The following is a 25225-nucleotide window of genomic DNA, read 5'->3' as shown; positions in this document are numbered from 1 at the left end:
GCGTCCGCTGGCGCCGGTTCGCCCTGCTGACGGTCCCGGCCGTCGCCGTCACGGCGGGTCTCGGCATCGCCCTGGCGCAGGGCGCGCTCGCGGCCTCCTTCGCCGTGTCGGGTCAGCAGTTCAAGGTCTCGGCGAAGAGCCTCGACGGTCAGGGTTTCGCCCAGTACGGCAGCGTCGACGTCAATGCGCGCGAGGAGCTCATCCCGGTGGCGGTCACCGCCATCAGGGAGGCGAAGCTCCACAGCCTCTGCCAGTCCGTGGTCACCACGCTCCCGGTGGTCGGGGACATCTCGCTCAACCTCACGGCCGGTCAGAAGGCCCCGGTCGAGGCGACCAACCTGTTCGTCGACGCGACGCAGCTCTCCGGTGACGCCGTCTTCAGCAACATCGAGATCGGCCGCGACGCCTCCACCCTCGACAAGGGGCCGGCCGACGCGCAGGGCATGCAGGACCTCTTCGCCCAACAGGCGGACACCGTCAGCATCACCAACCTCCAGCAGACCGCATGGGCGACCAATGCGGGCACCTTCAAGCTCTCCGGCCTGCACATGAACATCAGCAAGGGCAAGAAGGAATGCTTCTGAGGCGCAGTGCGGGACGGGAGCGCGCGGGCGCCGGCCGGTTCCGCCGCTGGCGGCGGAGCAGACCCTTCTGGGGAGGACTCTTCGCCGTCCTGGCCGGCGCCGAGATCTGCGTCCTGCCGCTGGCACCGCTGAAGGTGATGCTCCAGCAGGGGGTGGCGGGGATCCCGTCCGTCCTGTTGGGCATCGTCATGATCGTGCTCGGTCTCACCGTCTGGTTCGCGCCTCCCCAGCGCGTCCTCGCCGGTGTCCTCACCACCCTCATCGCCACGGCCGCGCTGGTCCTGTCGAACCTGGGCGGTTTCCTGATCGGCACCCTGCTCGGCATCGTCGGCGGCGGCCTCATGTTCGCCTGGCAGCCGTACGCCGCCCCGCCCGCCGGTGGTGCACAGCCCGCCGGCGGTTCCCCACCCGCCACGGCCGCACGTCCGTCCGCTCCCGCCCCTACCTCACCTGCCGGCCCCTCCGCAACTCCCGTGCACGCTCCCGCTTCCGCTCCCCCCGCGCACCACGATCCCCAAGGAGCACAGCCATGATCCGTACGCGCACCGCTCTCGCCCTCGCGACGGCAGCCGCCGGGCTGCTGTCCGTGGCCTCCGTCACCGCAACGGCCACCGCCGCACCCTTACCGCTGGCCGGGTCGACCACCGTCACCCCGGCCGGTCACGCGTTCAAGGCCACCCTGAGCGGGAAGGCCACCCTCAAGGCCGGGTCGGTGACGGTGACCTGCTCGGTCTCCGTGTCCACCGGCACGGTGCCGGCCGCCCCCGGAAACCACAACGCTGCCGGGCCGGTCTCCTCGCCGATCTCCGCGCCGACCTACAGCTCCTGCACCTCCAGCATGCCGGGCGTCACCCCGACGGTCACCACCAGTGGCGCCTGGACGGTGTCGATGCAGCACGGCTCCCCCGTCACCGCCACCATGACCGTGCCGGTCGGGGGACTGGTGGTCAAGACGACCGGCCTGGCCTCCTGCACCGTCACCACGGCCCCGACGGCCGCCGCGAACGTCGGCGGCACCTGGACCAACGGTGCACCGTCGAACCTGACCTTCAGCAACGTGTCCGTGCCGGTCAAGGTCACCGGCGGCTTCGGCTGTCCGACGAGCGCGACCTCCTCGACGTTCAACGCCGTGTACCTCGTCTCCGACACGACCGACCCGGCGCAGCAGATCACCGTCGCCCCCTGACCGCCGCACCTGCCCCCGCGGGCAGGCCCGCCGGTCCCGGACCCGTCCGGGACCGGCGGTTCGCGTGGGGCCGGGGCGACGGCGTCGCAGCCCCGCGGCCGTTCCCGCGGCGGGGAAAATGCGTTGCCCGGTCCGCGTCGCCGGGGGAGGCTTCCGGCATGTCACAGAGCACCGCGCCCTCCCCCGCCGCATCCGCCCGTACGCCGCGCGACGTGTCCGACCTGTTCTCCGGCGGCCGCCTCAAGGCGATCCCCCGGAAGGCCGCGCGGCGCGAGCAGGTGCTCGTCCACCTCATGGAGACCCTGTTCGCCGCCGACCGGGACTACACCGAACCCGAGGTGAACGACGCGCTGCGCACGGTGCACGAGGACTGTTCGGCCCTGCGGCGCTACCTGATCACGTCGGGGCTGCTGACGCGGACCCGGGACGGGAGCCGCTACCGGCGGTCCGTGACCACCCGGTAATGGGTCGTCAACCGCCCGTCCCCGCCCAGCACGTGGAAGGCGACAGCGGGCGGCTCGCCGAGGTGCACGTGGTGCCCGGGCCCCTCCTGGACCTCCCAGGGAAGCCGTAGCGTCGAGACCACTCCGGGCGCCACGAGCAGTGGCCGTCCCGCGAAGGTGGTGGCCGCCGCCGTGTGGGCGTGCCCGCACAGGAACGCCGTCAGGTGGGGGTGCCGGCCGGCCAGCTCCGCGAGCCGCTCCTCCCCGAACTGCCGGATGCCGTCGACGTACGGCGTGTGCAGCGGGACGGGCGGGTGGTGGAAGCCGACCAGGACCGGGGTGTCCCGGGGCGTGCCGGCGAGTACGCCTTCCAGCCAGGCCAGCGTGGAGTCGGCCAGGAAGCCCTGGTGCTCACCTGGTACGGAGGAGTCGCAGACCGCGAGCACGAAGCCCTCCCCCCGGAGCACCTGGTCGACGGGCGCCACCGCCGCGCCGCCCGGAAGGTGCCGCTCCGATCCCGGGATGCGCTGCCCGTCGCCCGGGAGTTGTGCCTCCTCGCCCAGCAGGACCTGCCGGAAGGCCGCGCGTTCGTCGTGGTTGCCGGGGCAGACGACCAGCGGGTGCCGCGACGCCAGGAGCCTGCGCGCCTCCTCGTACTCGGCGGCCTTGCCGTTGTCGGCTATGTCGCCGCTCACCAGTACGGCGTCCAAGTCGTGCGGCAGGGCGTCCAGATACTCCATCACGGCGCGCGTACGGGCGGCGGCCCGCGGGCCGCCGTCGAGGTGGACGTCGCTGAGGTGGGCGATCACGATCACGGTGCACGGCCTCTCTCCGGAACGGTGGGCCACCCATTCAACAGCGTCCCGCCGAACCCTCCCCCGGCATCCGGCGGTTCCGGGAGGCACATGCGCAGGGCGCCTCGGTCGTCCTCCGTTCCGGGCGCTCGGGAGCCGTGGGCCGCGCACAGGTCAAGGAGTTCGACTCCCCCGCGGATGCACGCGTCCTACCCGGCCGTCAGCCCCGATAGGTCTCCAGCAGCCGCAGCCACACCTCGCTGATGGTGGGGAAGGCCGGGACCGCGTGCCACAGGCGGGCAAGGGGGACCTCGGCCGCGACGGCGATGGTGGCGGCGTGGAGGAGTTCCGCAGCGCCCGGGCCGACGAAGGTCGCGCCGAGCAGGACCTCGCGGTCCAGGTCGACCACGATGCGGGCCCGGCCGCGGTATCCGTCGGCGTACAGGCCCGCGCCGGAGACCTTGGCCAGGTCGTGGTCGACGGCACGCACCCGGTGTCCGGCCCGTTCCGCCTCGGCCAGGGTGAGGCCGACCGCGGCCGCCTCCGGGTCGGTGAAGACCACCTGCGGGAGGGCCCGCACATCGGCGGTGGCCGCGTGCGCGCCCCAGCTGTCCGTGTCCGGCGCGGGGGAACCGGCCGCTCGGGCGGCGATGGCGGCGCCCGCGATGCGGGCCTGGTACTTGCCCTGGTGGGTGAGGAGCGCCCGGTGGTTGACGTCCCCGACGGCGTAGAGCCAGTCGCGCCCCGGGACCCGGCAGCTGTCGTCGACCCCGATCCACTCCCCGGGGGCCAGGCCGACGGTCTCCAGTCCGATGTCCTCGGTGCGCGGTGCGCGGCCCGTCGCCATCAGCAGTTCGTCGCCCTCCAGGGTCTCGCCGCCCTCCAGGACCACGGTGACGGGTCCGGTCGACCCGTCGCGTACGACGGCTTCCACGGCCACGCCCGTACGGACCACCGCGCCGGCCTCGGTCAGCGCCTGGGCCACCAGCTCCCCGGCGAAGGGTTCCATCCTCGGCAGCAGCCGGGCGCCGCGGACCAGGACGGTGACCTGGGAACCCAGGCCCTGCCAGGCCGTGGCCATCTCGGCGGCCACCACGGAACCGCCCACGATCAGCAGCCGGCCGGGCGCCTCCTGCGCGGAGGTGGCCTCACGGCTGGTCCACGGCCGGGCCCCGTCGATCCCCGGCAGTTCGGGGATCACGGCCCGGGTGCCGGTGGCGACGACGACGGCGTGCCGGGCGGAGAGCACGTGGTGCTCGCCCTCGGGGCTGGTGACGGCGACCTTCCGGACCCCGTAGAGCCGGCCGTGGCCCCGGTAGACGGAGGCACCGGTCGAGTTGAGCCAGTCGATCTGGCCCTCGTCCTTCCAGTTGCCGGTCCAGTGGTCCCGGTGCGCGAACACCGCCGCCGTGTCCAGCGGCCCGTCGACGGCCGGCGCCAGGCCCGGCACCCGGCGCGCGTCCGCCCGGGCCAGGACGGGGCGCAGCAGGGCCTTGCTCGGGATGCAGGCCCAGTACGAGCACTCCCCGCCGACGAGTTCGCTCTCAACCAGGGCGGTGGTCAGCCCGGCGGCACGCGTCCGGTCGACGATGTTCTCGCCGGCCGGACCCCCACCGAGCACCACGACGTCGTACTCCACGGCTTCAGTCATACGGGCCAGTGTCACCGCAGGCCGGGCGCCGCGTCACGCACTCAGGCCTCCGGCGTGCCGGGATTCTGCGTGCCGGGCCCGTCGGCGCCCGGCTGCTGGGAGGCGGCGATCTTCGCGCGGACCTCGTCCATGTCGAGCGCGCGGGCCTGTCCGATGAGGTCCGTCAGGGCGGCCTCCGGCAGGGCTCCGGGCTGCGCGAACACGGCCACCTGGTCCCGGACGATCATCAGGGTCGGGATCGAGGTGATCTGGAAGGCTCCGGCGAGCTCCTGCTCCGCCTCGGTGTCCACCTTGGCGAAGAGCAGGTCCGGGTGGGCTTCGGAGGCCTTCTCGTAGACCGGCGCGAACTGGAGGCACGGCCGGCACCAGCCCGCCCAGAAGTCGATCAGCACGAACGGGTTCTCGCTGACCGTCTGGTCGAAGTTTTCCTTGGTGAGTTCGACTGTAGCCACGGTGTCCAGACCTCCTGTGTCGTGCCGTCTGCTCCCTTGAACGAACGGCTCCCCTCCAGCATTCCGCAGGCAGGGGGTGCCGCCGGCTCACCGCGGCCTAGAAGGGGTGTCCGGCCGGCGTGGCGCGGGCCGTGGTCCAGCGCAGTTCGGTGAACGCGTCCAGGTTCGCCTCGCCGCCGGCCCGGGCGCCGTTGCCGGAGGCTCCGACACCGCCGAACGGGGCCACGGGCTCGTCGTTCACCGTCTGGTCGTTGATGTGGACGATCCCGGTCGGGATGCGCTCCGCCAGGTCGAGGCCGCGGGCGACGTCCGGGGTCACGATGCCGAGGGAGAGCCCGTACGGGCCCGCCGAGGCCAGCGCCACCGCCTCCTCCTCGGTCGCGAAGGACCGTACCGGGGCGACGGGGCCGAAGACCTCCTCCGTGTAGGCGGGGGTGTCGTCGGCGACGCCGGCGAGGACGGTCGGCCGGTAGAACAGGTCCCGGTGGGCGCCGCCCGCGACGAGCTTGGCGCCCTGCGCGGTACTGGCCTCCACGAGCGCGTGGACGCGGTCCAGCTGGGTCCGGTCGATCAGCGGGCCCAGGTGTACCTGCTCGCGGTACGGGTCGCCCACGGCCAGGGCTTCCGCCCGCGCGGCGAGCCGCTCGACGTACTCGTCGTAGAGCGAGGCGTGGACCAGGTGGCGTCCGGCGGCCATGCAGATCTGGCCCTGGTGGAAGAAGGAACCCCAGGAGGCCTGGGCCACGGCGGCTTCGACATCGGCGTCGCGGAGCACGACGAGGGCCGAGTTGCCGCCCAACTCCAGTTGCATCCGCTTGAGGTGACGGCCGGCCAGCTCTCCGACGGCCCGGCCGGCGGCGGTGGAGCCGGTGAACGACACCACCCTGACCCGGGGGTCGCCCACCACGGCCGCCCCGGTCGCGGCGCCGCCGGGCAGCACGTGCAGCAGGCCGGCCGGCAGCCCCGCGGCGGCGAACACGGCGGCGAGGGCCAGGCCGCCGCTCACGGCGGTGCGCCGGTCCGGCTTGAGCAGGACGGCGTTGCCCAGCGCGAGCGCCGGCGCGAGCGAGCGGATCGAGAGGATCAGCGCGGCGTTGAAGGGGGCCACCACACCCACCACTCCGGCCGGGACCCGGCGGGTGAAGGACAGCCGGGGTGCTTCGCTCGCCAGCACCTGCCCGGCGGGCCGCGAGGCCAGCGCGGCGGCCTCGTAGCACTCCTGCGCGGCGACGTGCAGCTCGAAGTCGGCCTTGCCGGGTACGGAGCCCGATTCCCGCACCAGCCAGTCCCGCAGTTCGCCGGCGTGCGCGGCGAACAGGTCTCCGGCGCGGCGCAGCACGGCCGCCCGCTCCAGGTGGGTGGTGCGCGCCCAGTCGCGCTGTGCGGCCGCGGCCCGGACAGCGGCCTCCCCGACGTCTGCGGGCGAGGCCAGGTCGAGCGTGGCGAGGGTGAGGCCGGTGGCGGGTTCGAGGACCGGGGCGGTGCCGCCGGTGAGCGTGGGTCCGTCCTGCCAGAACGTCGGGTCGAGGAGCGGCATGGCGCGGGGCCTCCGGGTGGGGATGGGCGGCGGGTGCCGGGAGCGGTGGCCCGGCGGCGAGCGGCAGCACGCGCCATCGTGCCAGACCGGAGGCGCCACTTCTGTTCAGTTATTGGGCAGTTGACGGGGTGCCGTGACCGGAAACGATCGCCGTGGCTCAGCGTTCGAGGACGAGCGCGATGCCCTGCCCGACGCCGATGCACAAGGCCGCCAGACCGGTGCCGGAGCCCGCCGCGGCCAGCTGGTGCGCGACCGAACCGGCCAGCCGGGCGCCCGAGGCGCCGAGCGGGTGCCCGATCGCGATGGCGCCGCCCCGCGGGTTGACGACCGCCGGATCGAGCTCCGGCCAGGCCGCGAGGCAGCCCAGCGCCTGGGCGGCGAAGGCCTCGTTGAGCTCGAAGGCGGTGAGGCCGGCGAGGTCGCGCCCGGCCTTGGCGAGGGCTCGCTGGACGGCGTCCACCGGGCCGAGGCCGAAGAGCTGGGGCTCGATCCCGGTGACGGCGGAGGCGCTGATCCGGGCGAGCGGCTCCCGTCCCGTGGCCGCGAGCCCCGCCTCGTCGGTCAGCAGCAGCGCGGCGGCGCCGTCGTTGAGCGGGGAGGCGTTGCCGGCCGTGACCGTGCCCCGTCCGTCCGTGCGGAAGGCGGGCTTCAGCCGGGCCATCGCCTCGGGCGTGGACCCCTCGCGGATGCTCTCGTCGCGGAGCAGGTCAGCGCCGGGGTACGGCACCACCTCGGCGTCGTACTGTCCGGCCGCCCAGGCGGCGGCCGCCTTGCGGTGGCTCTCCAGGGCGAAGGCGTCCTGTGCCTCGCGGGTGATGCCGTACTTGTCGGCGACCAGCTCGGCGCCCTCCCCGAGCGAGCCGGTCCACTCCTCGGGCATGCGCGGGTTGGTCATCCGCCAGCCCAGGGTGGTGGACCACATCTGCTGGTGGGCCGCGGGGAAGGCCCGTTCGGGCTTCTGCACCACCCAGGGTGCGCGGGTCATCGACTCGACGCCGCCCGCGATGGCGACCGACGCGTCTCCGAGGGCGATGGCGCGGGCGGCCTGGACCACGGCTTCGAGGCCGGACCCGCAGAGCCGGTTGACGGTCACCCCGGGCACCGTCACGGGCAGGCCTGCCAGCAGCACAGCCATCCGGGCCACGTCGCGGTTGTCCTCGCCGGCGCCGTTGGCGTCGCCGAAGACGACGTCGTCGATGCACGCCGGGTCGAGGTCGGGCGTACGGTCCACGAGGGCGCGGACGACGTGCGCGGCGAGGTCGTCCGGCCGGACCCCGGCGAAGGCGCCGCCGAACTTGCCGATCGGGGTGCGGACGGCGTCGACGACGTAGACGTCGCGGACGGTGCGGATGCTCATCGGGGCTCTCCTGGGCGGATCCGTACGGGCGGCGGCGCGCCGGTGCGCGGGTGTCCGCACGGCTGCACCGCCGGGCGCGCCCGGTGGGGCGCGCCCGCAGTCTCCGTCCGAGCCTCACCGCCTGTCAACGGTCCCCCGGACCGGCCGGGGCGTCCGGGCCGGCAGCTGCCGGGCCGGACGGCCGCTCCCGTGCTGGCGTCAGGTCGACTCGCGGGGGACGACCACGGCCGCCATCAGGTCGTACCGCTCCGTGACTTCCGAGGGCTCGCGCACCGCACGGTCCACCAGAGCCGCCAGGTGGTCCCCGGTGGGCATCTCGATCCGGACGGTGCTCAGCCGGGGCCGCAGCAGCCTGCCGATCAGCAGGTCGTCGGCACCGATGACCGCGACGTCCCCGGGGATGCGCAGGCCCTCGTCCTGCAGGGCGCGCATCAGCAGCATGGCGTACTCGTCGTTGTACGCGAACACCGCGTCCAGGCCCAGGCCGCGCCAGCGGGCCGCCAGCGCCGCGGCCGAGGCCTCGGTGTAGGACATCGGCACGGCCTCGATCCGCGCCCCCTCGACCGAGCGCGCGCCCGCGATCCGGGGCGCGGAGAAGAGGTCGAGCCCCTCCTCCTCGGGGACGACCACGCCGATCCGGTGGTGACCCCGCCCGACCAGGTGCGCGGCGGCCCTGGCGCCCACCTCCTGCTGGTCCATGACCAGGGCGTGCGCCCCCGGCACCCCGGCCGGCCCCAGGGTGATGACCGCGCGGGCCCCGGCCCGTTTGAGCGTGGTGACGTTGTGCGCGGAGAGCGTGATCTCACCGAGGGAGATCACCGCCACCGGTCGCAGCTCCGCCCAGGCGCGGGCGGCCTCGTCACCGCTCAGGCCGAGGCTGCCGTACTGGACCACGGTGTAGTCGAGGCGGCGCAGCCCCCACTGGAGTTCGTTGAGGAACGTGCTGTAGAGCGGGCCGACGGGCACGTGCGAGGTGGGCAGCAGGACGATCCGGGTGTGGCCGGCCCGCAGGCTGCGCGCCGCGGCGTGCGGGACGTACCCGAGCTCCTCGGCGGCCTCGCGGACCCTGCGGCGCGTCGGCTCGCTGATGCGCACCGCTTCCGCGTTGTTCAGCACGTACGAGACCGTCGCGCGCGACACGCCCGCGAGGCGGGCGACGTCCGCGCTGGTGGGCACGGAGGGCGGCCGCGCGAGGGCTCCGGGGGGCGGTGTCGGCGGTGTCTGCGGCTTCGGCGATTCCGATGACTGGGACATTGCCGTGGCATCTTTCCAGACCGGCCGTTCCGGCGGACCGGCGGATGGCCTGAAACGCGTGCCGCACGGCACCGGACGCGGGGCGCCGCACCGGGAGGTCCGTGCGGTCACGGGGCCGGCGCCGCGCCGGGCGTCTGGGGTACACAGCACCCACACCGATGGTGACACGTGTAACTTCGCTGCTGACACGTGCCCGCCCCCTTCGACCCCGAAAGGCACCACCGTGCTGCTCCACACCCACAGCTGGGGCGAGGGCGACCGCCTCGCACTCCTCGTCCACGGCATGATGGCCGACCACCGGACCTGGCGCCGGGTCGGCCCCGCCCTCGCCGACCTCGGCTACCGCGTCATCGCCGTGGACCTGCGCGGCCACGGCGCCAGCGGCCGCGGCGCGTACACCCCCGCGCTCTACGCCGGCGACCTCGTGGAGTCCCTGCCGACGGGAGCCGAACTCGCCCTCGGCCACTCGCTGGGCGGCCTGGCCCTCTCCCTCGCCGTGGAACGGCTGAAGCCGCGGCGTGCGGTGTTCTCCGACCCTGCGTGGCACCTGCCCGGTCCGGCCGAGGGCATGGGTCCGGACGCGCTGGTGCGGTTCAAGGCGGCGCCGAGGGAGCAGATCCGGGCCATGAACCCGCGCTGGGAGGAGGCCGACGTCGACATCGAACGGGAGACCCTCGCCGCGTGGGACGAGACGGCCGCCCTCGGCCTCGCCGCGCTGCCCGGCCCGGACCTGATGCCCGCCGCGGCCGTGGTGCCCTCACTCGTCCAGCTCGCCGACCCCAGCTTCCTGATCGACGCGGAGCGCGCGGCGCTCCTGGAGGCGCGCGGCTTCGTCGTGCGTGCGGTCCCGGGCGCCGGACACACCATCCACCGGGACGACTTCGACGGCTTCATGGCCTCCCTGGAGGGATGGGTCTAGCCGTCCGCGACCGGCGCCCGCTACCTTCGGCCTACCGAGCGGTAACGGGGAGGTGGCGGGTGTCGGATTCGTCAGCGTCTACAGCGCCGCGGGGCCGGGGGGAGGCGTCGGCCGGTGCGGACGGGCTGCCCTCCGGGCTGGTCGCCATGGCGGCCGCGCTCGCCGAAGGACGCGTCAGCGCACGGCAGTTGACCGAGCGAGCGCTGCACCGCATCGCCGCCGCGCAGCCGGCGCTCAACGCCTTCCGGATCGTGCGCGCGGAGGCCGCGCTCGCCGAGGCGGACGCGGCGGACCGGCGGCTCGCCGCCGGGGAGCGGCTGCCACTGCTGGGCGTACCGCTCGCGGTCAAGGACGACATGGACGTGGCCGGTGAGCCGACCGCCTTCGGCTGCGCCGGGGCGTTCGCGCCGAAGACCTCCGACAGCGAGGCGGTACGGAGGCTGCGCGCGGCCGGTGCCGTGATCGTCGGAAAGACCCAGACCCCGGAGCTGGGCCAGTGGCCCTTCACGGAGGGCGAGGCCTTCGGTGAGACCCGCAATCCGTGGAACCCGGGCCACACCCCCGGCGGTTCCTCGGGCGGTTCCGCGGCCGCCGTGGCCGCGGGGCTGGTCCCGGCGGCGCTCGGGTCCGACGGCGCGGGTTCCGTGCGGATCCCCGCGGCCTGGACCCATCTGGTGGGTGTGAAACCGCAGCGCGGGCGCATCTCCACCTGGCCGGCGCCCGAGGCCTTCCACGGGCTCACCGTCAACGGCGTGCTGGCCCGCACCGTCGCCGATGCCGCGCTCCTGCTGGACGCCGCGAGCGGCCCGCACCCGGAGGACCTGCACCGCCCCGCACGCATCTCCGCGAGGGAGGCGGCCGGGCGCACGCCGCGGCGGCTGCGGATCGCCCTGTCCTTCCGGACGGCGTTCACTGCCACCTTCAAGTCCGTCGACCCGGAGGTCCGTTCGGCCGTGGAGCGGCTGGCCGGGGTGCTGGAGTCGCTGGGCCACGAGGTGGTGCCGGAGGACCCCCGGTACGGGCCGGTGGGGCTGGCCTTCGTGCCGCGGGCCACCAGTGGCGTCCGGGACCTGGTGGACCTGGTGCCGGACCGTTCGCTGCTGGACCCCCGTACGCACGAGGCGGTGCGCACGGGCCGGCTGCTGGGCGGGCTGCCGCTGCGGGTGTCGCGCCGGGCGGAGGCGGCGCTGCAGCGGCGGGTCGGGGAGATCTTCGGGCGCTTCGACGTGGTGCTGACGCCGACGACGGCCACGCCCGCGCTGCGGGTCGGCGCCCTGGCCGGGCTGGGGGCGATGGCCACGGACCGGGCGATGATCGCCGCCTGCCCGTACGCCTGGACGTGGAACGTACTGGGCTGGCCGGGGGTGAACGTCCCGGCGGGTTTCACGGGCGACGGCCTCCCGCTGGGGGCCCAGCTGCTGGGCCCGGCGGACGCGGAACCGCTGCTGCTGTCCCTGGCCGCGCAGGTGGAGGCGGCGCAGGACTGGGCCTCGTACTGGCCGGCGGGCTTCGGTGACGGTGCGGTGGTCCGGAGCCGGCGGGCGTCGTGACGGGACCGGCCGAGCCAGTAATCTCGGCCGGATGACGGCACTTCCGCAGCAGAGCAACGGCCACACCGAGCAGCCCGGGCGGGACGGGGCCACCGCGACGACGCAGGCCGATCCGCGCGGCATCGGCCCGGTGCGCACCGAGTACGCGCCCGACCACGACGGGGATCCGGACCCCGGCGAGATCGTGTGGACCTGGGTTCCGTACGAGGAGAACGACGGGCGGGGCAAGGACCGGCCGGTGCTGGTGGTGGCCCGCGAGCCGGGCGGGAGCACGCTGCTGGCCGTGCCGCTGTCGAGCAAGCGGCACGACGGGGACCGGGAATGGGTGCCGATCGGGACGGGTCCCTGGGACGGCGCCGGGCGGGAGTCGTGGGTGGACGTGGACCGGGTGCTGCGGGTGTACGAGTCGGGCATGCGCCGCGAGGCCTGTGCGCTGGACCGGGGCCGGTTCCAGCTGGTGGCGGACCGGCTGCGGGAGCGCTACGGCTGGCACTGACCCGCGCACCCGCCCCTCACCGCAGGCCACCGACCGCGCCGGCCGCGGACGCGCAGCCTCGAGGGGGCAGGCCGGGGGGGGACGGCCTCGCTCCGGACAGGGCCGCGCCGGGCAGCACGCCCGGGCTGACCCCGCGCCGTCCTCAGCCCGGTGTGCGGGCAGGGGCGGGGTCAGCCCGGGCCTGCGCCGGTCGCGAAGGTGCGGGCGAAGGCTTCCCGCGTCTGCGGCTGCCGGTCGAGGATGCCGAACACCACCCGCTCGAACACGCCCGCGAAGCGTCCGGCCAGCAACCCCCGGAAGGCCTCCGCCACCTCGGCCGGGTCGTTCTGGAAGACCCCGCACCCCCAGGCGCCGAGCACCAGCTGCGGGTAGTCGTGCAGCGCGGCCACCTCCAGGACCCGTTCCGCGCGCCGGGCCAGCGCCCCGGGGATCTCGGCGACGCGCTCCGGCTCCTGTCGGCGGATGGTGCCCGCGTTGGGTGCGGGCGAGGTCAGGAAACCGGCCCGGAACGGCGTCTCCAGCAGATCGCCCCGGTCGTCGCGGAAAACGGGCACCCCGGGCGAGTGAATCACCCGGTCGGTGTAGAAGGTGCTGCGCTCCGCGCGGTGGACCTCGTAGTACTCCGGGGCCTCCAGCAGCGTCTCGTAGAGGGCCGACGCCCGGCACAGCGCCTCCTCCTGGGCCTTGGCCCCGCGGAGGTAGCCGCCCCCGGGGTTACGGGCCGAGGCGAAGTTCAGGACCGCCACGGAAACCGTCCCGTCGCCGTTCCCGGCGAGCCGGCGGGCGGCGACCGTACTGCTCTCCCCGGTGACCTCGATCGCCGTCGGCACGGCTCCGGCGGACGGTTGCCCGTCTGGAATGATCCGGTTCGGGCCATATATCCTGGTTCCCGCCTTGGCTTCCGCCAAGGCGGCGGCGAGGGAGACCTGCCGTCCCGACCTCGTCCGGTAACCCCCGGCCTCCAGTAGCTGCGCGTTCTCCCGCGCGATCTCCCGCAATCTGCTGCTCACACGGCCATCATCGGCGACCCGGCCCCGACCCTCAAAAGCATTTTGCCAGAGCGGCTGAAAGCAGCCACAGGGGTGAAGTCCCGGTCAGCGACAGGAGATTAGGATCCCGGTCATGCCTCAGGACTCACCCGCTCCGAACGCCCCGTCCCATCCCGCGGACGAACCGGACCGGCCCCCGGACGCACGGGGCTCCGGGCCCGCCCTCACCGAGGACGCCGCCGAGGAACTGCTGCACGGCATCTGTTTCAAGACCGGTCCGCCCCGGCTGCTCGGCTCCGAACTCGAATGGCTGGTGCTGGACGCCGAGCGGCCCTGGCAGCCGCTGCCGCCCGAGCGGCTGACCGCCGCTCACGACGCGGCCCGCGCCCTGCCCCTGCACTCCCGGCTCACGGTCGAGCCCGGCGGCCAGCTGGAACTCAGCTCCGCCCCCGCCACGACCCTCACCGGCTGCGTGGACGGCCTCCAGGAGGACCTCACCGCCGTCCGGGCGACCCTGCGGTCCCAGGGGCTGGTCCTCCAGGGCCTGGGCTCGGATCCGCGGCGCCCGCACCGCCGGCTGCTGACCAGCCCGCGCTACGAGGCCATGGAGACCTACTTCGACCGCACCGGCCCGGCCGGGCGGGACATGATGCGCGCCACCGCCTCCGTCCAGGTGTGCGTGGATGCCGGTCAGGAGGAGCCGGGCCCGCTCGGCCACGGCCGGCGCTGGCGGATGGCGCACCTGCTCGGCGCGGTCCTCGTCGCCGCGTTCGCCAACTCTCCCGCCTCCGAGGGCCCGTACGCGGGCTGGCGCAGTGCCCGTCAGGGCATCTGGTGCGATCTGGACCGGCGGCGCACCCTGGCCCCGCCGCTGGACGCGGCGCCGCGGGACGGATGGACCCGGCACGCACTGGACACCGAGGTGATGTGCGTACGGTCGGACGCCGACGGGGCCTGGCAGGTGCCCCGGGGGCTGACCTTCCGGTCCTGGCTGCGCACCGGCCACCCCCGGCCGCCCACCGCCGAGGACCTGGACTACCACCTGACCACGCTGTTCCCACCCGTACGGCCCCGCGGGCACCTGGAGCTGCGGATGGTGGACGCGCAGCCCGGCGAGGACGGCTGGCTGGTGCCGGTGGCCGTGGTGCACGCGCTCTTCGACGACCAGGAGGCCGCCGAGGGCGCGTACCGGGTGGCCAAGGGCCTGGCCGACGCCTACGGGGCCCAGCCCTCGCCGCGCAATCCGCTGTGGCGGTCCGCCGCCCGGGACGGGCTGGCCGACCCGGAGCTGCGGGCGGCGGCCGCCGCCTGTTTCCGGGCCGCCGCCGAGGCGCTGCCCCGGCTCGGTGCGGGTACGCGGGTCCAGGACGCGGTCGGTGCCTTCGCGGAGCGCTACGTACTGCGCGGCCGCTGCCCGGGCGATGACCGGGCCGCCGACGGGACCACCGGGAAGGACGCGAGCCAGTGACCATCGAATCCCCCTCCCAGGAGGGCCTGCGGGAGCGGGCGGCCGCCGCGCTGGCCGCGGCCCGCGCCCGTACGGCCGGACTCACCGACGCGGTCAGCGACCACGATCTGACCGCACAGCACTCCCCGCTGATGTCCCCGCTGGTCTGGGACCTGGCGCACATCGGGAACATGGAGGAGCTCTGGCTGCTGCGCAACGTGGCCGGGCGCGCGTCCATGCGGCCCGAGATCGATCCGCTGTACGACGCCTTCGAGCATCCCCGCGCCGAACGGCCGAAGCTGCCCCTGCTGGGGCCCGCGGAGGCCCGTACCTACGCGGCCGAGGTGCGGGGGCGCGTCTTCGACCTGCTGGAGCGCACCCCGCTGGAGGGCACCGCCCTGCTCGACGGGGGTTACGTCTTCGGGATGATCGCCCAGCACGAGCAGCAGCACGACGAGACGATGCTGATCACGCATCAGCTGCGGTCCGGGGCCCCGGTGCTCACGGCGCCCGACCCGGATCCGCCTCAGGGTCCGCCGCCCGGGGCCGCCGAAGTACTGGTGCCCGCCGGTCCGTTCACGATGGGCACGTCGGCCGAACCGTGGTCACTGGACAACGAGCGGCCCGCGCACGTCCAGGAGACCGCGGCGTTCCGGATCGACACGGCACCGGTGACCAACGCCGCGTACCAGGCTTTCATGGCGGACGGCGGCTACCGCGAACCGCGCTGGTGGGCGCCGGCGGGCTGGGAGCAGATCCGCGGGCACGGCATCGAGGCGCCGCTGTTCTGGCGCCAGGAGGGCGGCATCTGGCTGCGCCGCCGCTTCGGGGTGACCGAGCCGGTGCCCGGGGACGAACCGGTGCTGCACGTCAGCTGGTACGAGGCGGACGCCTACGCCCGCTGGGCGGGACGCCGCCTGCCCACGGAGGCGGAGTGGGAGAAGGCCGCCCGGCACGATCCGGCGACGGGCCGTTCGACCCGGTACCCGTGGGGCGACGCGGAGCCGACGCCCGCGCACGCCAACCTCGGCCAGCGCCACCTGCGCCCGGCCCCCGCGGGCAGCTACCCGGCGGGGGCGTCCCCGCTCGGGGTGCGCCAGCTGATCGGGGACGTCTGGGAGTGGACCTCCTCCGACTTCCTGCCGTACCCGGGGTTCCGCGCCTTCCCGTACCGCGAGTACTCGGAGGTGTTCTTCGGGCCGGAGCACAAGGTGCTGCGGGGCGGTTCCTTCGCGGTGGACCCGGTGGCCTGCCGGGGCACCTTCCGCAACTGGGACCTTCCGGTCCGGCGGCAGATCTTCTCCGGCTTCCGGACGGCGAGGGACGCCTGATGTGCCGTCACCTGGCCTACGTGGGACCCGAGGTGACCCTCGGCCGACTGCTGAGCGAGCCGGAGCACTCCCTCGTCCGGCAGTCCTGGGAACCGCGGCGGCAGCCCTACGGCACGGTGAACGCCGACGGGTTCGGCGTCGGCTGGTACGCGGAGGGCGACCCGGTGCCGGCCCGCTACCGGCGTTCCGGTCCGGTCTGGGGGGACCTGGGCTTCGCCGATCTGGCCCGCGTGGTGCGCAGCGGGGCCGTGCTGGCCGCCGTACGGGACGCCACCTGGGCGGGGGCCGACGGGGAGGCCGCGGCGGCCCCGTTCGCGGACGGGCCGTGGCTGTTCAGCCACAACGGTGCGGTGCGGGACTGGCCGGAGGCGGCGGCGCCGCTCGCGGCCGGGCTGCCGCCGGGCGAGCTGCTGCGGCTGGCCGCGCGTACCGACTCGGCGTTCGTCTGGGCGCTGGTCCTGCGGCGCCTGCGCGCCGGGGACGACCTCGGCACGGCGCTCGCCGAACCGGTCCGGGAGCTGGCCTCGGCCGCGCCCGGTTCCCGGCTGAACCTGCTGCTGACGGACGGGGTCACGATCTCCGCGACGGCCTGGGGCGATTCGCTCTGGTACCTGGCCGACCCGCCGGCCGGACGGACGGTGGTGGCGTCCGAACCCTATGACGACGACGCCCGGTGGTGCGAGGTGCCCGACCGGACCCTGGTGACCGCCACGCGCACGCGGGTCCGGCTGACCCCGCTCAAGGAGACCGTGCACGAAGAAGGAGTGCTGTGAGTGACTTCCAGTTGACCCGTACGCTCGACGAGCATGCCGCGGAGGCCGCCCTGCGGTCGGACGTGCTGCACGGACTGACCCGCACCCCGAAGGTGCTTCCGCCGAAGTGGTTCTACGACGCCCGCGGCAGTGAACTCTTCGAGGAGATCACCAGGTTGCCGGAGTACTACCCCACGCGCGCCGAGCGGGAGATCCTGCTGGCGCGGGCCGGGGAGATCGCCTCGGCGACCGGGGCCCGCACGCTGGTGGAGCTGGGATCCGGGTCCTCCGAGAAGACCCGTCACCTGATCGAGGCGATGCCCGCGCTGGACACCTACGTACCGGTCGACGTGAGCGGGAGCGCCCTGACCGGGGCGGCCGAGGCGCTGCTCGCGGAGCACCCGGGGCTGCGGGTGCACGCCTTGCTGGCCGACTTCACCAAGGCGCTGCACCTGCCGGACTCCCCGGGGCCGCGGCTGGTGGTGTTCCTGGGCGGCACGATCGGGAACCTGCTGCCGCCCGAGCGGGCCGTGTTCCTGGCTGCGGTGCGGGCGATGCTGTCCCCCGGGGACGCGCTGCTGATGGGGACGGACCTGGTGAAGGACGAGGCCGTGCTGGTGGCGGCGTACGACGATTCCCAGGGGGTGACGGCCGCGTTCAACAAGAACGTGCTGGCGGTCATCGACCGGGAGCTGGGCGGGGACTTCCACGCCGCCGACTTCGTCCACGTCGCGGTGTGGAACCGGGAGCAGGAGTGGATCGAGATGCGGCTGCGGGCCCGGTCGGACGTGCTGGTGAAGATCCGGGCCCTGGATCTGGTGGTGCCGTTCGCCGCGGGCGAGGAGATCCTGACGGAGATCTCGGCGAAGTTCCGTGAGGACGGCGTGCGCAAGGAACTGGCGGCCGCGCACATGGAGCTGACTCACTGGTGGACGGATGCCGCCGGCCGTTTCGCCCTGTCCTTGTCGGTGGCCGACGGCGGGGTGGGCTGAGCGGGGACGCCCGGCAGAGCGGGCGGAAGGGAGCCGGTCGCGGCCACCGCCCGCTGGGCAGCCGCCGCGAGGTCCCGCCGGTCCGCGTACCGGCCCGGCGGGATCCGCGGCAGCAGCCGGACCTCGGCCCGCACGCCGCGGGCGCGGGCGATCCGCCACAGGGAGGCGGTGAGCGGGTCGTCCCCGACGAAGGCGGGCGCCCCGGCCGGCTGCCCGTCGCGCGCCAGGTAGGCGAGGCGCAGGGGCTGTACGGGTACCCGTGCGTCCAGGGCGGACTGGAAGGCGGCCCGGCGGAAGGTGCCGCGGACCCGCCCGCACCAGGTGGAGCCCTCGGGGTAGACGGTGACGCGATCTCCGGCCAGCAGGGCGCGGGTGACGGCCTCGACGGTGGCGGGCAGGGCGCGGATGCGGTCGCGTTCGATGAAGAGGGTCCCGGCGCCGCCCGCGAGGCGGCCGAGCAGCGGCCAGGCGCGGATGTCGCTCTTGGCGAGCATCCGGCAGGGCAGGACGGCGGCGACGAGGGGGATGTCCAGCCACGAGATGTGGTTGGCGACGATCAGGCGGCCGCCGTCCGGCCCGGGGCTTCCCTGCACGGTGATCCGTATGCCGAAGGCCCGTACCAGTGCGGCCGACCAGGCCCGCACCACGGTGTGGCGGGGGCCGGCCGGCAGGAGCCGGACCGGTGGGGCGGCCAGGATGGCGAGGAGGATCAGGGCGGCGGCGGTGGCGAGCCGCAGTACCGCGTGCGGGACGCTCGCGGTACGCCCGTCGTGGCCGGTGCAGGCCGCGGGGGTGCAGGGCGAGGTGGGCAGCCAGGCGCTCATGCGCCCGGGACGAGCGAGAGGAAGTGCTTGAGGTAGCGCGGGTTCGTACGGCGCAGGGAGAGCAGCACGTACAGGTCGGCGCAGCCGAACCGGGCGTCGAGGGCGGGCTCGCCGCAGACCCAGGCGCCGAGGCGCAGGTAGCCGCGCAGCAGCGGGGGCAGCTCCGTGCGGGCGGGGAAGGGGATGCCTTCGGGGTTCCAGGGGAGGTGGGGGGTGACCCGGTACTCCTGGGGGGCGCGGGCGCGCGCGAGGGCGGTCTCGCGGGTGGCCGCGGCCAGGACGCCGCCGTCGGCGAGCGGTATCGAGCAGCAGCCGGCGAGCCAGTTGTGCCCGGAACGGTCCATGTAGCGGGCGAGGCCGGCCCAGATGAGGGCGATGACGGCGCCGTTGCGGTGGTCGGGGTGGACGCAGGAGCGGCCGACCTCGACCAGGTCGGGACGGATGGGCGCGAGCGCGGAGAGGTCGAACTCGCCCTCGGAGTAGAGGCGGCCGGCGACGGCCGCGCGCTCCGGGGGCAGCAGCCGGTAGGTGCCGACGACCTGTCCGGTCTCCTCCTCGATGACGAGGAGGTGGTCGCAGTAGGCGTCGAAGGCGTCGGCGTCCAGGCCCGGCTCGGGTCCGTCGAGGAGGCGGGCGCCGAGCTCCCCGGCGAAGACCTGGTGGCGCAGCCGCTGGGCGGCGCGCACCTCGTCCTCGTCGCGGGCCAGGCGGACGGCGTAGCGGGGGCCGTCGGCTGCGGGGGCGGCTGCGGCCCGGACCGGGCGCAGCGGGGACTGCGCGGGGACGGGGGCCGGGGCGGCCGCGGGGAGGGGGGCGGTGGCCGGGGGAAGGGCGGACGGGGACAGGGGGGCGATGGTCATGGCGGCTCCTGATCCGGGCACGGAGGGCCGGGCCGGCAGGTGTCGGCCTGGCTCCTTTACTTCTTCCGTGACCGGCTGGATTCGACATGACAGCCCAGCGGATCCTGGATGTGCGGACGCTGAACTCAGCGGTCGGAGCTGAGCACCTTGCTGATCGTCTCCGAGGCGGTCGTGGCCGCCTGCCGGGGGTCCTGCCCGGTGAGCACGGCCGTCATGAACGGCTTGACGGGGTTCTGGGCCTCGACCTCGGCCCAGCGGGCGGATTTGGGCGTGGCGCGGCCCTGGGCGGCGCCGGGGGCCATGCTGGTGGCGCCCTCGTTGCCCTGGACGACGTGCGCGAGGGTGGTCTTGTTCGGCACGTAACTCATCGTGCGGGCCAGTTGGGTCTGCCACTTCTCGCTGACCAGGGCGGTGATCACGTCCACCGCCTCGTCCCGCTGCCCGGTCCGCTCGGGGATGATCAGGACGGAGCCGCCGGTGAAGACGGAGCCCGCCTTGTCCGAGGTCTTGCCGGGGATCGGGAAGAAGCCGAGCTTCCCCTTCAGTGCGGGGTTGGCGGCTTCGATCTCGGCGGCCTGTCCGGGCGGGGCGATGATCTGGGCGACCTGGCCCCGGGCGAAGACCTGGGACTGAGGGGGCGTCTCCTCGTCGGCGTCCTTGGGGCCGTCGCCGAGGGCCTGGAGCTGCTTGTAGAACTCCATGCCGGCCAGGGCCTTCTCGTCGTCGAGGGTGCCGACCCACTGACCGCCGGCCTCGACGGCGAGTTCCCCTCCCTCGTCCCAGATGAACCCGGCGAGGACGTACCAGTTCTGGCCCGCGAGGTAGATGCCCTGCTGGTCGCCCTTGTCGAGCTTCTGGGTGGCCTGGATCCACTCCTGGCGGCTCCTGGGCGGGTTCTTGACGCCTGCGGCGGCGAAGAGGTCCTTGTGGTAGATGACCACGCGGTTGGCGGCGTACCAGGGGACGCCGTACTGCGCCCCGTCGACGCTGCCCGGGTCGGCCAGGCCCTTGAGCCAGTCCTTGCTGCCCCACTCGCGCAGTCCCTCCAGGGTGAGTTCGGAGAGACCGCCGGTCTCGACGTACTGGGCGACCTGGGTGTTGCCGACCTCGATGACGTCGGCGCTCTCCTTGCTCGTGCCGTCGAGCACGGCGTTGACCTTGTCGCCGATGCCCGTCCACTCCTGGATCCTGACGTCCAGGTCGACGCCGGGGTGCTCCTCCTCGAAGGACGCGGTGAAGCTCTTGACGAAGTCGTCCGGGGCGCTGCCCTTCATCAGCCAGAGCGTCACCTTCTGCGGCCCGCCGGAGCCCGCCGACTGGCTGCAGCTGGTGAGGGCGGTGGCGGCCGCGAGGGCGGTGCACAGGGCGAGGAAGCGCATCTTCACGAAGGTCACCTTCTGGGGTTCGATCTCAGATGGCTTGAAATTGGCATAGACCAATGGGCGGGTCAAGGGCCTTTCGCTCGGGACTGTTCACGCAAAGTTCGCGGAGCCGGACTTACTGGGGCACCGTAGAACGAGGCAACAGCCCCCAGTGTCGGGAGACCCCCATGTCCAACCACACGTACCGGGTGACCGAAATCGTCGGCACCTCCCACGAGGGCATCGATCAGGCCATCCGCAACGGGATCGCCCGGGCGGGCCAGACCGTGCGCAACCTCGACTGGTTCGAGGTGGTCCAGGTGCGCGGGCACATCGAGAACGGCGAGATCGCGCACTACCAGGTCGGACTCAAGGTCGGCTTCCGCCTCGAAGCCGAGGAGTGACCTCCCCGGCGGGGCTCAGGTCCGGCCCTCGTGCTCCTGGGCGGCCTTGAGTTCCGGCGCGTCCTGCGCCCAGTCCGCCCGCAGCACCGCGAAGCCGGCCGCGCGGGCCGCCTGGCAGACCAGCTCGTCGTCGTCGACGAGCACCCGCACCTCCCGGCCCCGGGCGATCCGCCCGAGGACCTCCAGCTTGGTGGCCCGGGCGGGCCGCCGGTCCCGGTCCCCGCGCATCCACAGCCGCCCCTCGGGCAGCCCGTGCCGGCCGAGCCAGTCCTGCGTGTCCGCCCGGCAGCGCTCCGGGCGCCCGGTCAGGTACACCACCTCGCAGTCGGCGGCGCTCTCCACCGCCAGCGCCACGCCGCGCGCGAGCGGCGGATCGGCCGGAGCCGCGCCGAAGAAGCCGTTCCAGTCCCGCGGGCGGCGCTCCAGGAAGTGCTGGCGGTGCGCGGTGTCGGCCAGGGTGTTGTCGATGTCGAAGACGGCCAGCGGCCGGCGGCTGTTGATCTCGCTCATGCGGCCCAGCCTAGGCCGGGGGAATCCTCGCGGGCCCCGGGCGTTGAGAACGGTGTGATCCGGAAACTCTCCCTCCTCGACCGCTCCCGCACCCGCGAGGGCCACCCGGCCCCCCAGGCCCTGCGCGACACCGTGGAGCTGGCCCGTGCGGCCGAAGGGCTCGGCTACCACCGCTTCTGGGTGTCCGAGCACCACAGCGTGCCCGGCGTGGCCGGCTCCGCGCCGACGGTACTGGCGGCCGCCGTCGCCGGCGCCACCCGGCGGATCCGGGTCGGCACGGGCGGGGTGATGCTGCCCAACCACCAGCCGCTGGTGGTCGCCGAGCAGTTCGGGGTGCTGGAGTCCCTCTACCCTGGCCGGATCGACATGGGCCTCGGCCGCTCCGTCGGCTTCACGAACGGCATCCGGCGCGCGCTGGGCCGCGACGTCGAGGACGCCGGCCGGTTCGAGGAACAGCTGACGGAGCTGCTCGGCTGGGTCGACGGCACCCAGCGCGCCCACCCCGAGGTCCACGCACACCCCACCGAAGGCCTGCGGATACCGGCCTACGTACTGGCGACCGGGGAGGGTGCCGCGATCGCCGCCCGGGCCGGGCTGCCGGTGGTGGTCGGTGACCTGCGGGCCCGGGAGCGGGTGGCGGAGGCCGTCGAGAGGTACCGCAGGGAGTTCCGCCCCTCCCCCTGGGGTGCGGAACCGTACGTCGTGGTCTCCGGGTCCGTGGCGGTCGCGGCCACCACCGCCGAAGCCCGGCGGATCCTGGTCCCGGAGGCCTGGTCCCTCGCCCGCTCCCGGACCCGGGGCAGCTTCCCGCCGCTGCGCCCCGCCGAGGAGATCGAGGCCATGGCCATGACCCCGAAGGAACGGGAGCTGTACGAGGGCGCCCTGGCCGGGCACCTCCACGGCACGCAGGAGCAGGTCACGGCCGAGCTGGCCGGGGTCGCCGCGCTGACCGGGGCGGACGAGCTGCTGGTCACCACGTCCACCTACGACCGGACGGCGCTGCTGGACTCCTTCGCGCGGCTGGCCCGGATCGCCGGGCTGCCCCGCCCGCCGTCACCCGCCCGGCCCCTAAACTAGGGCGAATGCACCAGCCCGCCGATCCTTCCGCGTCCCGTGACCCCCTCGATCCCTACGTCCGCGTCCGGGGCGCCCGGGAGCACAACCTGCGCGGCGTCGACGTGGACATCCCGCGCGACGCGCTGACCGTCTTCACCGGCGTGTCCGGTTCCGGGAAGAGCTCCCTCGCCTTCGGCACGCTCTACGCCGAGGCCCAGCGCCGGTACTTCGAGTCGGTGGCCCCGTACGCCCGGCGCCTCATCCACCAGGTCGGCGCCCCCAAGGTGGACTCCGTCACCGGCCTGCCGCCCGCCGTCTCGCTGGAACAGCGCCGCTCCTCCCCGGGCTCGCGCTCCTCGGTCGGTACGGTCACCTTGCTCTCCAACTCCCTGCGGATGCTCTACTCCCGGGCCGGCACCTACCCCCCGGGGGCCGGACGGCTCGACTCCGACGCCTTCTCCCCCAACACCGCCGCCGGAGCCTGCCCTTCCTGCCACGGTCTCGGACGGATCCACCGCACGAGCGAGGAACTCCTGGTCCCGGACCCGGACCTGTCGATCCGCCAGGGCGCGATCGCCGCCTGGCCCGGTGCCTGGCAGGGCAAGAACCTGCGGGACATCCTGGAGACGCTGGGCCACGACGTGGACCGGCCCTGGCGCGAGCTGCCCGCCGGCGACCGCGAGTGGATCCTGTTCACCGAGGAGCAGCCGGTGGTCACCGTGCACCCGGTGCGGGAGGCCGACCGCATCCAACGGCCCTACCAGGGCACGTACATGAGCGCCCACCGCTATGTGATGCGGACCTTCTCGGACAGCCGGAGCGCCACCCTGCGGGCGCGCGCCGAGCGGTTCCTCTCCGATGCGCCGTGCCCGGTGTGCGAAGGGCGCCGGCTGCGGCCCGAGGCGCTGGCCGTGACCTTCGCGGGCCGTACGATCGCCCAGCTCGCGGGGCTGGCGCTGACCGAGCTGGACGGCGTACTCGCTTCCGCGCAGGTGGAGGGGGAGGCCGCCCGGGTGCTCGCCGAGGACCTGCGGTCCCGGATCGGCCCGGTCGTGGAGCTCGGGCTCGGCTACCTGAGCCTGGACCGTACGGCGCCCTCGCTGTCGGCGGGCGAGCTGCAACGGCTGCGGCTTGCGACCCAGCTGCGGTCCGGGCTGTTCGGGGTGGTGTACGTCCTGGACGAGCCCTCGGCGGGGCTGCACCCGGCCGACACCGAGGCCCTGCTCGGCGTGCTGGACCGGCTCAAGGAGGCCGGGAACACGGTGTTCGTCGTGGAGCACCACCTCGACGTGGTGCGGCACGCGGACTGGCTGGTGGACGTCGGCCCGCTGGCCGGGGAGCACGGCGGGCAGGTGCTCTACAGCGGGCCGCCGCAGCAGCTGGCGGGAGTCGCGGAGTCGGCGACGGCGCGCCACCTCTTCGCCGCGGACGCGACGGGGCCCGGTGTGCGGAGGCCCGTGCGGGAGGCGACCGGGGCGGTGCGGCTGCGGGGCGTCGACCGGCACAACCTGCGGAACGTGGACGCGGTGTTCCCGCTCGGGGTGTTCACGGCCGTGACCGGGGTGTCGGGGTCCGGGAAGTCCACGCTCGTCGGGCAGGCGCTGGCCCAGGAGGTCGCGGACCGGCTCGCCGAGCCGGGATTCCCCGTACGGAGGCTGGTGGAGGTGGACCAGAAGCCGATCGGCCGTACGCCCCGGTCCAATCTCGCGACGTACACCGGACTGTTCGACGTGGTGCGCCGGCTCTTCACGGCGGCGCCGGAAGCCGGTGCGCGCGGCTGGAAGGCGGGCCGGTTCTCCTTCAACGTGGCGGGCGGCCGGTGCGAGACGTGCCAGGGCGAGGGGTTCGTCTCGGTGGAGCTGCTCTTCCTGCCGAGTACGTACGCCCCGTGCCCGGAGTGCGCCGGTGCGCGGTACAACGCCGAGACCCTGGAGGTCCGGTACGCGGGGCTGAACATCGCTGAGGTCCTGGCCCTGACGGTGGAGGCGGCGGCCGGCTTCTTCGCGGAGGTCCCGGCGGCGGCGCGCAGGCTGCGGGCCCTGCAGGACATCGGGCTCGGTTACCTGCGGCTGGGGCAGCCCGCCACGGAGCTGTCCGGCGGGGAGGCGCAGCGGATCAAGCTGGCCACGGAACTCCACGGGGCATCCCCGGCCCGAAGGGCGGGGGGAGGGATGCGGCGGGACCACACGCTGTACCTGCTGGACGAGCCGACGACCGGGCTGCATCCGGCCGATGTGCGGGTGCTGCTCGGGCAGTTGCACGGCCTGGTCGACGCCGGGCACTCGGTGGTGGTCGTGGAGCACGACATGGCGGTGGTGGCGGGCGCGGACTGGGTCATCGACCTGGGTCCGGGCGGCGGCACGGAGGGCGGCCGGATCGTCGCGGCGGGCACCCCGGCGCAGGTGGCCGCCGCGCCCGGCACCCGCACGGCCGGTTACCTGGCACGGGCCCTCGGCCGGTGACGCCCCGGCGATGA

General features: G+C 74.4%; 25 protein-coding genes. 14 read left to right on the top strand and 11 right to left on the bottom strand.

The genetic code is table 11. The features are described 5' to 3' along the window. The first annotated feature begins 26 nt into the window (after nt 1-26). The 4 genes from ACFWUZ_RS02275 (at nt 27) to ACFWUZ_RS02260 (ending at nt 2234) form a co-directional block, all read left to right on the top strand. Nucleotides 27-584: a DUF6230 family protein gene (locus tag ACFWUZ_RS02275; RefSeq protein ID WP_384366295.1), complete on the top strand. Its 558-nt coding sequence runs from the start codon at nt 27-29 to the stop codon at nt 582-584. Beyond that, nucleotides 575-1117, top strand: a complete 543-nt coding sequence (locus ACFWUZ_RS02270) for a DUF6114 domain-containing protein (protein WP_384365623.1) — start codon at nt 575-577, stop codon at nt 1115-1117. Before ACFWUZ_RS02275 ends, ACFWUZ_RS02270 begins: the two co-directional genes overlap by 10 nt. Continuing rightward, nucleotides 1114-1770 (top strand): hypothetical protein, encoded by a 657-nt coding sequence (locus ACFWUZ_RS02265; RefSeq protein WP_384365621.1) that lies wholly within the window; start codon nt 1114-1116, stop codon nt 1768-1770. The genes ACFWUZ_RS02270 and ACFWUZ_RS02265 overlap by 4 nt, the downstream gene beginning before the upstream one ends. A 158-nt stretch (nt 1771-1928) precedes the next feature. Continuing rightward, a complete protein-coding gene (locus tag ACFWUZ_RS02260) occupies nt 1929-2234 on the top strand; it encodes a DUF2087 domain-containing protein (RefSeq protein WP_384365618.1) in 306 nt (101 codons plus the stop codon). On the opposite strand, the gene ACFWUZ_RS02255 is transcribed toward ACFWUZ_RS02260, so the two are convergent. The 6 genes from ACFWUZ_RS02255 to ACFWUZ_RS02230 all read right to left on the bottom strand — a co-directional run bounded on the left by ACFWUZ_RS02255 (nt 2207) and on the right by ACFWUZ_RS02230 (nt 9258). Then, a complete protein-coding gene (locus ACFWUZ_RS02255) occupies nt 2207-3028 on the bottom strand; it encodes a metallophosphoesterase (RefSeq protein WP_384365615.1) in 822 nt (273 codons plus the stop codon). The two genes, ACFWUZ_RS02260 and ACFWUZ_RS02255, sit on opposite strands and share 28 nt — an antisense overlap. Nucleotides 3029-3227: 199 nt before the next feature. Next, on the bottom strand, nt 3228-4658 hold the full coding sequence (locus ACFWUZ_RS02250) for a dihydrolipoyl dehydrogenase family protein (RefSeq protein WP_384365612.1): 1431 nt from the start codon (nt 4656-4658) through the stop codon (nt 3228-3230). Nucleotides 4659-4699: 41 nt separating this feature from the next. Further along, nucleotides 4700-5110, bottom strand: coding sequence for a thioredoxin family protein (locus ACFWUZ_RS02245; RefSeq protein WP_384365609.1), 411 nt, complete (start codon nt 5108-5110; stop codon nt 4700-4702). Between the two features lie 97 nt (nt 5111-5207). Beyond that, nucleotides 5208-6647 (bottom strand): aldehyde dehydrogenase family protein, encoded by a 1440-nt coding sequence (locus ACFWUZ_RS02240; RefSeq protein ID WP_384365606.1) that lies wholly within the window; start codon nt 6645-6647, stop codon nt 5208-5210. A 157-nt stretch (nt 6648-6804) separates the two neighbouring features. After that, nucleotides 6805-8004: a thiolase family protein gene (locus tag ACFWUZ_RS02235; RefSeq protein ID WP_384365603.1), complete on the bottom strand. Its 1200-nt coding sequence runs from the start codon at nt 8002-8004 to the stop codon at nt 6805-6807. A 198-nt stretch (nt 8005-8202) separates the two neighbouring features. Continuing rightward, the gene (locus ACFWUZ_RS02230) at nt 8203-9258 is read right to left on the bottom strand and encodes a LacI family DNA-binding transcriptional regulator (protein WP_384365600.1); all 1056 of its coding nucleotides are present in this window, start codon (nt 9256-9258) and stop codon (nt 8203-8205) included. A 223-nt stretch (nt 9259-9481) separates the two neighbouring features. On the opposite strand from ACFWUZ_RS02230, the gene ACFWUZ_RS02225 reads away from it, so the two are divergent. The 3 genes from ACFWUZ_RS02225 to ACFWUZ_RS02215 all read left to right on the top strand — a co-directional run bounded on the left by ACFWUZ_RS02225 (nt 9482) and on the right by ACFWUZ_RS02215 (nt 12223). Further along, nucleotides 9482-10177: an alpha/beta fold hydrolase gene (locus ACFWUZ_RS02225; RefSeq protein ID WP_384365597.1), complete on the top strand. Its 696-nt coding sequence runs from the start codon at nt 9482-9484 to the stop codon at nt 10175-10177. Between the two features lie 146 nt (nt 10178-10323). Continuing rightward, entirely contained in the window at nt 10324-11727 is a 1404-nt protein-coding gene (locus ACFWUZ_RS02220; protein ID WP_384366292.1) for an amidase, read from the top strand. Nucleotides 11728-11758: 31 nt separating this feature from the next. After that, on the top strand, nt 11759-12223 hold the full coding sequence (locus ACFWUZ_RS02215) for a type II toxin-antitoxin system PemK/MazF family toxin (RefSeq protein ID WP_384365594.1): 465 nt from the start codon (nt 11759-11761) through the stop codon (nt 12221-12223). Between the two features lie 170 nt (nt 12224-12393). Here the strand turns inward: ACFWUZ_RS02215 and ACFWUZ_RS02210 are convergent, their stop codons facing one another. After that, nucleotides 12394-13233: a TIGR02452 family protein gene (locus tag ACFWUZ_RS02210; RefSeq protein ID WP_384365591.1), complete on the bottom strand. Its 840-nt coding sequence runs from the start codon at nt 13231-13233 to the stop codon at nt 12394-12396. Nucleotides 13234-13345: 112 nt separating this feature from the next. On the opposite strand from ACFWUZ_RS02210, the gene egtA reads away from it, so the two are divergent. From egtA to egtD, 4 genes are read left to right on the top strand one after another with little or no spacing between them, the layout of a single operon-like run. After that, nucleotides 13346-14680 carry an ergothioneine biosynthesis glutamate--cysteine ligase EgtA gene (gene egtA, locus ACFWUZ_RS02205; protein WP_384365588.1) on the top strand — a complete coding sequence of 445 codons (1335 nt, stop codon included), beginning with the start codon at nt 13346-13348 and terminating at the stop codon, nt 14678-14680. Next, a complete protein-coding gene (gene egtB / locus ACFWUZ_RS02200) occupies nt 14677-15990 on the top strand; it encodes an ergothioneine biosynthesis protein EgtB (RefSeq protein WP_384365585.1) in 1314 nt (437 codons plus the stop codon). Before egtA ends, egtB begins: the two co-directional genes overlap by 4 nt. Continuing rightward, nucleotides 15990-16763, top strand: a complete 774-nt coding sequence (egtC, locus tag ACFWUZ_RS02195) for an ergothioneine biosynthesis protein EgtC (protein WP_384365582.1) — start codon at nt 15990-15992, stop codon at nt 16761-16763. Before egtB ends, egtC begins: the two co-directional genes overlap by 1 nt. After that, a complete protein-coding gene (egtD, locus tag ACFWUZ_RS02190) occupies nt 16760-17734 on the top strand; it encodes an L-histidine N(alpha)-methyltransferase (RefSeq protein WP_384365579.1) in 975 nt (324 codons plus the stop codon). The genes egtC and egtD overlap by 4 nt, the downstream gene beginning before the upstream one ends. On the opposite strand, the gene ACFWUZ_RS02185 is transcribed toward egtD, so the two are convergent. From ACFWUZ_RS02185 to ACFWUZ_RS02175, 3 genes are all read right to left on the bottom strand, one after another. Next, the gene (locus ACFWUZ_RS02185) at nt 17665-18558 is read right to left on the bottom strand and encodes a lysophospholipid acyltransferase family protein (RefSeq protein WP_384365576.1); all 894 of its coding nucleotides are present in this window, start codon (nt 18556-18558) and stop codon (nt 17665-17667) included. The genes egtD and ACFWUZ_RS02185 overlap by 70 nt on opposite strands. Next, nucleotides 18555-19418, bottom strand: coding sequence for a GNAT family N-acetyltransferase (locus tag ACFWUZ_RS02180; RefSeq protein ID WP_384365573.1), 864 nt, complete (start codon nt 19416-19418; stop codon nt 18555-18557). Before ACFWUZ_RS02180 ends, ACFWUZ_RS02185 begins: the two co-directional genes overlap by 4 nt. Before the next feature lie 125 nt (nt 19419-19543). Beyond that, a complete protein-coding gene (locus ACFWUZ_RS02175) occupies nt 19544-20803 on the bottom strand; it encodes an extracellular solute-binding protein (RefSeq protein ID WP_384365570.1) in 1260 nt (419 codons plus the stop codon). A gap of 164 nt (nt 20804-20967) precedes the next feature. Here ACFWUZ_RS02175 and ACFWUZ_RS02170 point away from each other — a divergent pair, with 164 nt between their 5' ends. Further along, entirely contained in the window at nt 20968-21183 is a 216-nt protein-coding gene (locus ACFWUZ_RS02170) for a dodecin (RefSeq protein WP_384365567.1), read from the top strand. Between the two features lie 15 nt (nt 21184-21198). Here ACFWUZ_RS02170 and ACFWUZ_RS02165 read toward each other — a convergent pair whose 3' ends face one another. Then, nucleotides 21199-21693, bottom strand: a complete 495-nt coding sequence (locus ACFWUZ_RS02165) for a hypothetical protein (protein WP_384365565.1) — start codon at nt 21691-21693, stop codon at nt 21199-21201. Between the two features lie 54 nt (nt 21694-21747). Between ACFWUZ_RS02165 and ACFWUZ_RS02160 the strand changes: the two genes are divergently transcribed. Both ACFWUZ_RS02160 and ACFWUZ_RS02155 read left to right on the top strand, forming a co-directional pair. Then, on the top strand, nt 21748-22770 hold the full coding sequence (locus ACFWUZ_RS02160) for an LLM class flavin-dependent oxidoreductase (protein WP_384365563.1): 1023 nt from the start codon (nt 21748-21750) through the stop codon (nt 22768-22770). A gap of 5 nt (nt 22771-22775) precedes the next feature. Further along, the gene (locus ACFWUZ_RS02155) at nt 22776-25211 is read left to right on the top strand and encodes an ABC transporter (protein ID WP_384365561.1); all 2436 of its coding nucleotides are present in this window, start codon (nt 22776-22778) and stop codon (nt 25209-25211) included. The last annotated feature ends 14 nt before the right edge of the window (nt 25212-25225 follow it).

The sequence above is a fragment of the Streptomyces sp. NPDC058646 genome (assembly GCF_042716875.1).
In the GTDB taxonomy this organism is placed as follows: Bacteria; Actinomycetota; Actinomycetes; order Streptomycetales; family Streptomycetaceae; genus Streptomyces.
This window is presented reverse-complemented; position numbering and strand designations above follow the sequence as displayed.

What these genes read in the sequence shown, in the direction of transcription:
- ACFWUZ_RS02270 (WP_384365623.1), top strand. Translation starts at nt 575, where the DNA reads ATGCTTCTGAGGCGCAGTGCGGGACGGGAGCGCGCGGGCGCCGGCCGG.
- ACFWUZ_RS02265 (WP_384365621.1), top strand. Translation starts at nt 1,114, where the DNA reads ATGATCCGTACGCGCACCGCTCTCGCCCTCGCGACGGCAGCCGCCGGG.
- ACFWUZ_RS02260 (WP_384365618.1), top strand. Translation starts at nt 1,929, where the DNA reads ATGTCACAGAGCACCGCGCCCTCCCCCGCCGCATCCGCCCGTACGCCG.
- ACFWUZ_RS02250 (WP_384365612.1), bottom strand. Translation starts at nt 4,658, where the DNA reads ATGACTGAAGCCGTGGAGTACGACGTCGTGGTGCTCGGTGGGGGTCCG.
- ACFWUZ_RS02240 (WP_384365606.1), bottom strand. Translation starts at nt 6,647, where the DNA reads ATGCCGCTCCTCGACCCGACGTTCTGGCAGGACGGACCCACGCTCACC.
- ACFWUZ_RS02235 (WP_384365603.1), bottom strand. Translation starts at nt 8,004, where the DNA reads ATGAGCATCCGCACCGTCCGCGACGTCTACGTCGTCGACGCCGTCCGC.
- ACFWUZ_RS02230 (WP_384365600.1), bottom strand. Translation starts at nt 9,258, where the DNA reads ATGTCCCAGTCATCGGAATCGCCGAAGCCGCAGACACCGCCGACACCG.
- ACFWUZ_RS02220 (WP_384366292.1), top strand. Translation starts at nt 10,324, where the DNA reads ATGGCGGCCGCGCTCGCCGAAGGACGCGTCAGCGCACGGCAGTTGACC.
- ACFWUZ_RS02215 (WP_384365594.1), top strand. Translation starts at nt 11,759, where the DNA reads ATGACGGCACTTCCGCAGCAGAGCAACGGCCACACCGAGCAGCCCGGG.
- egtA (WP_384365588.1), top strand. Translation starts at nt 13,346, where the DNA reads ATGCCTCAGGACTCACCCGCTCCGAACGCCCCGTCCCATCCCGCGGAC.
- egtC (WP_384365582.1), top strand. Translation starts at nt 15,990, where the DNA reads ATGTGCCGTCACCTGGCCTACGTGGGACCCGAGGTGACCCTCGGCCGA.
- ACFWUZ_RS02185 (WP_384365576.1), bottom strand. Translation starts at nt 18,558, where the DNA reads ATGAGCGCCTGGCTGCCCACCTCGCCCTGCACCCCCGCGGCCTGCACC.
- ACFWUZ_RS02180 (WP_384365573.1), bottom strand. Translation starts at nt 19,418, where the DNA reads ATGACCATCGCCCCCCTGTCCCCGTCCGCCCTTCCCCCGGCCACCGCC.
- ACFWUZ_RS02170 (WP_384365567.1), top strand. Translation starts at nt 20,968, where the DNA reads ATGTCCAACCACACGTACCGGGTGACCGAAATCGTCGGCACCTCCCAC.
- ACFWUZ_RS02165 (WP_384365565.1), bottom strand. Translation starts at nt 21,693, where the DNA reads ATGAGCGAGATCAACAGCCGCCGGCCGCTGGCCGTCTTCGACATCGAC.
- ACFWUZ_RS02155 (WP_384365561.1), top strand. Translation starts at nt 22,776, where the DNA reads ATGCACCAGCCCGCCGATCCTTCCGCGTCCCGTGACCCCCTCGATCCC.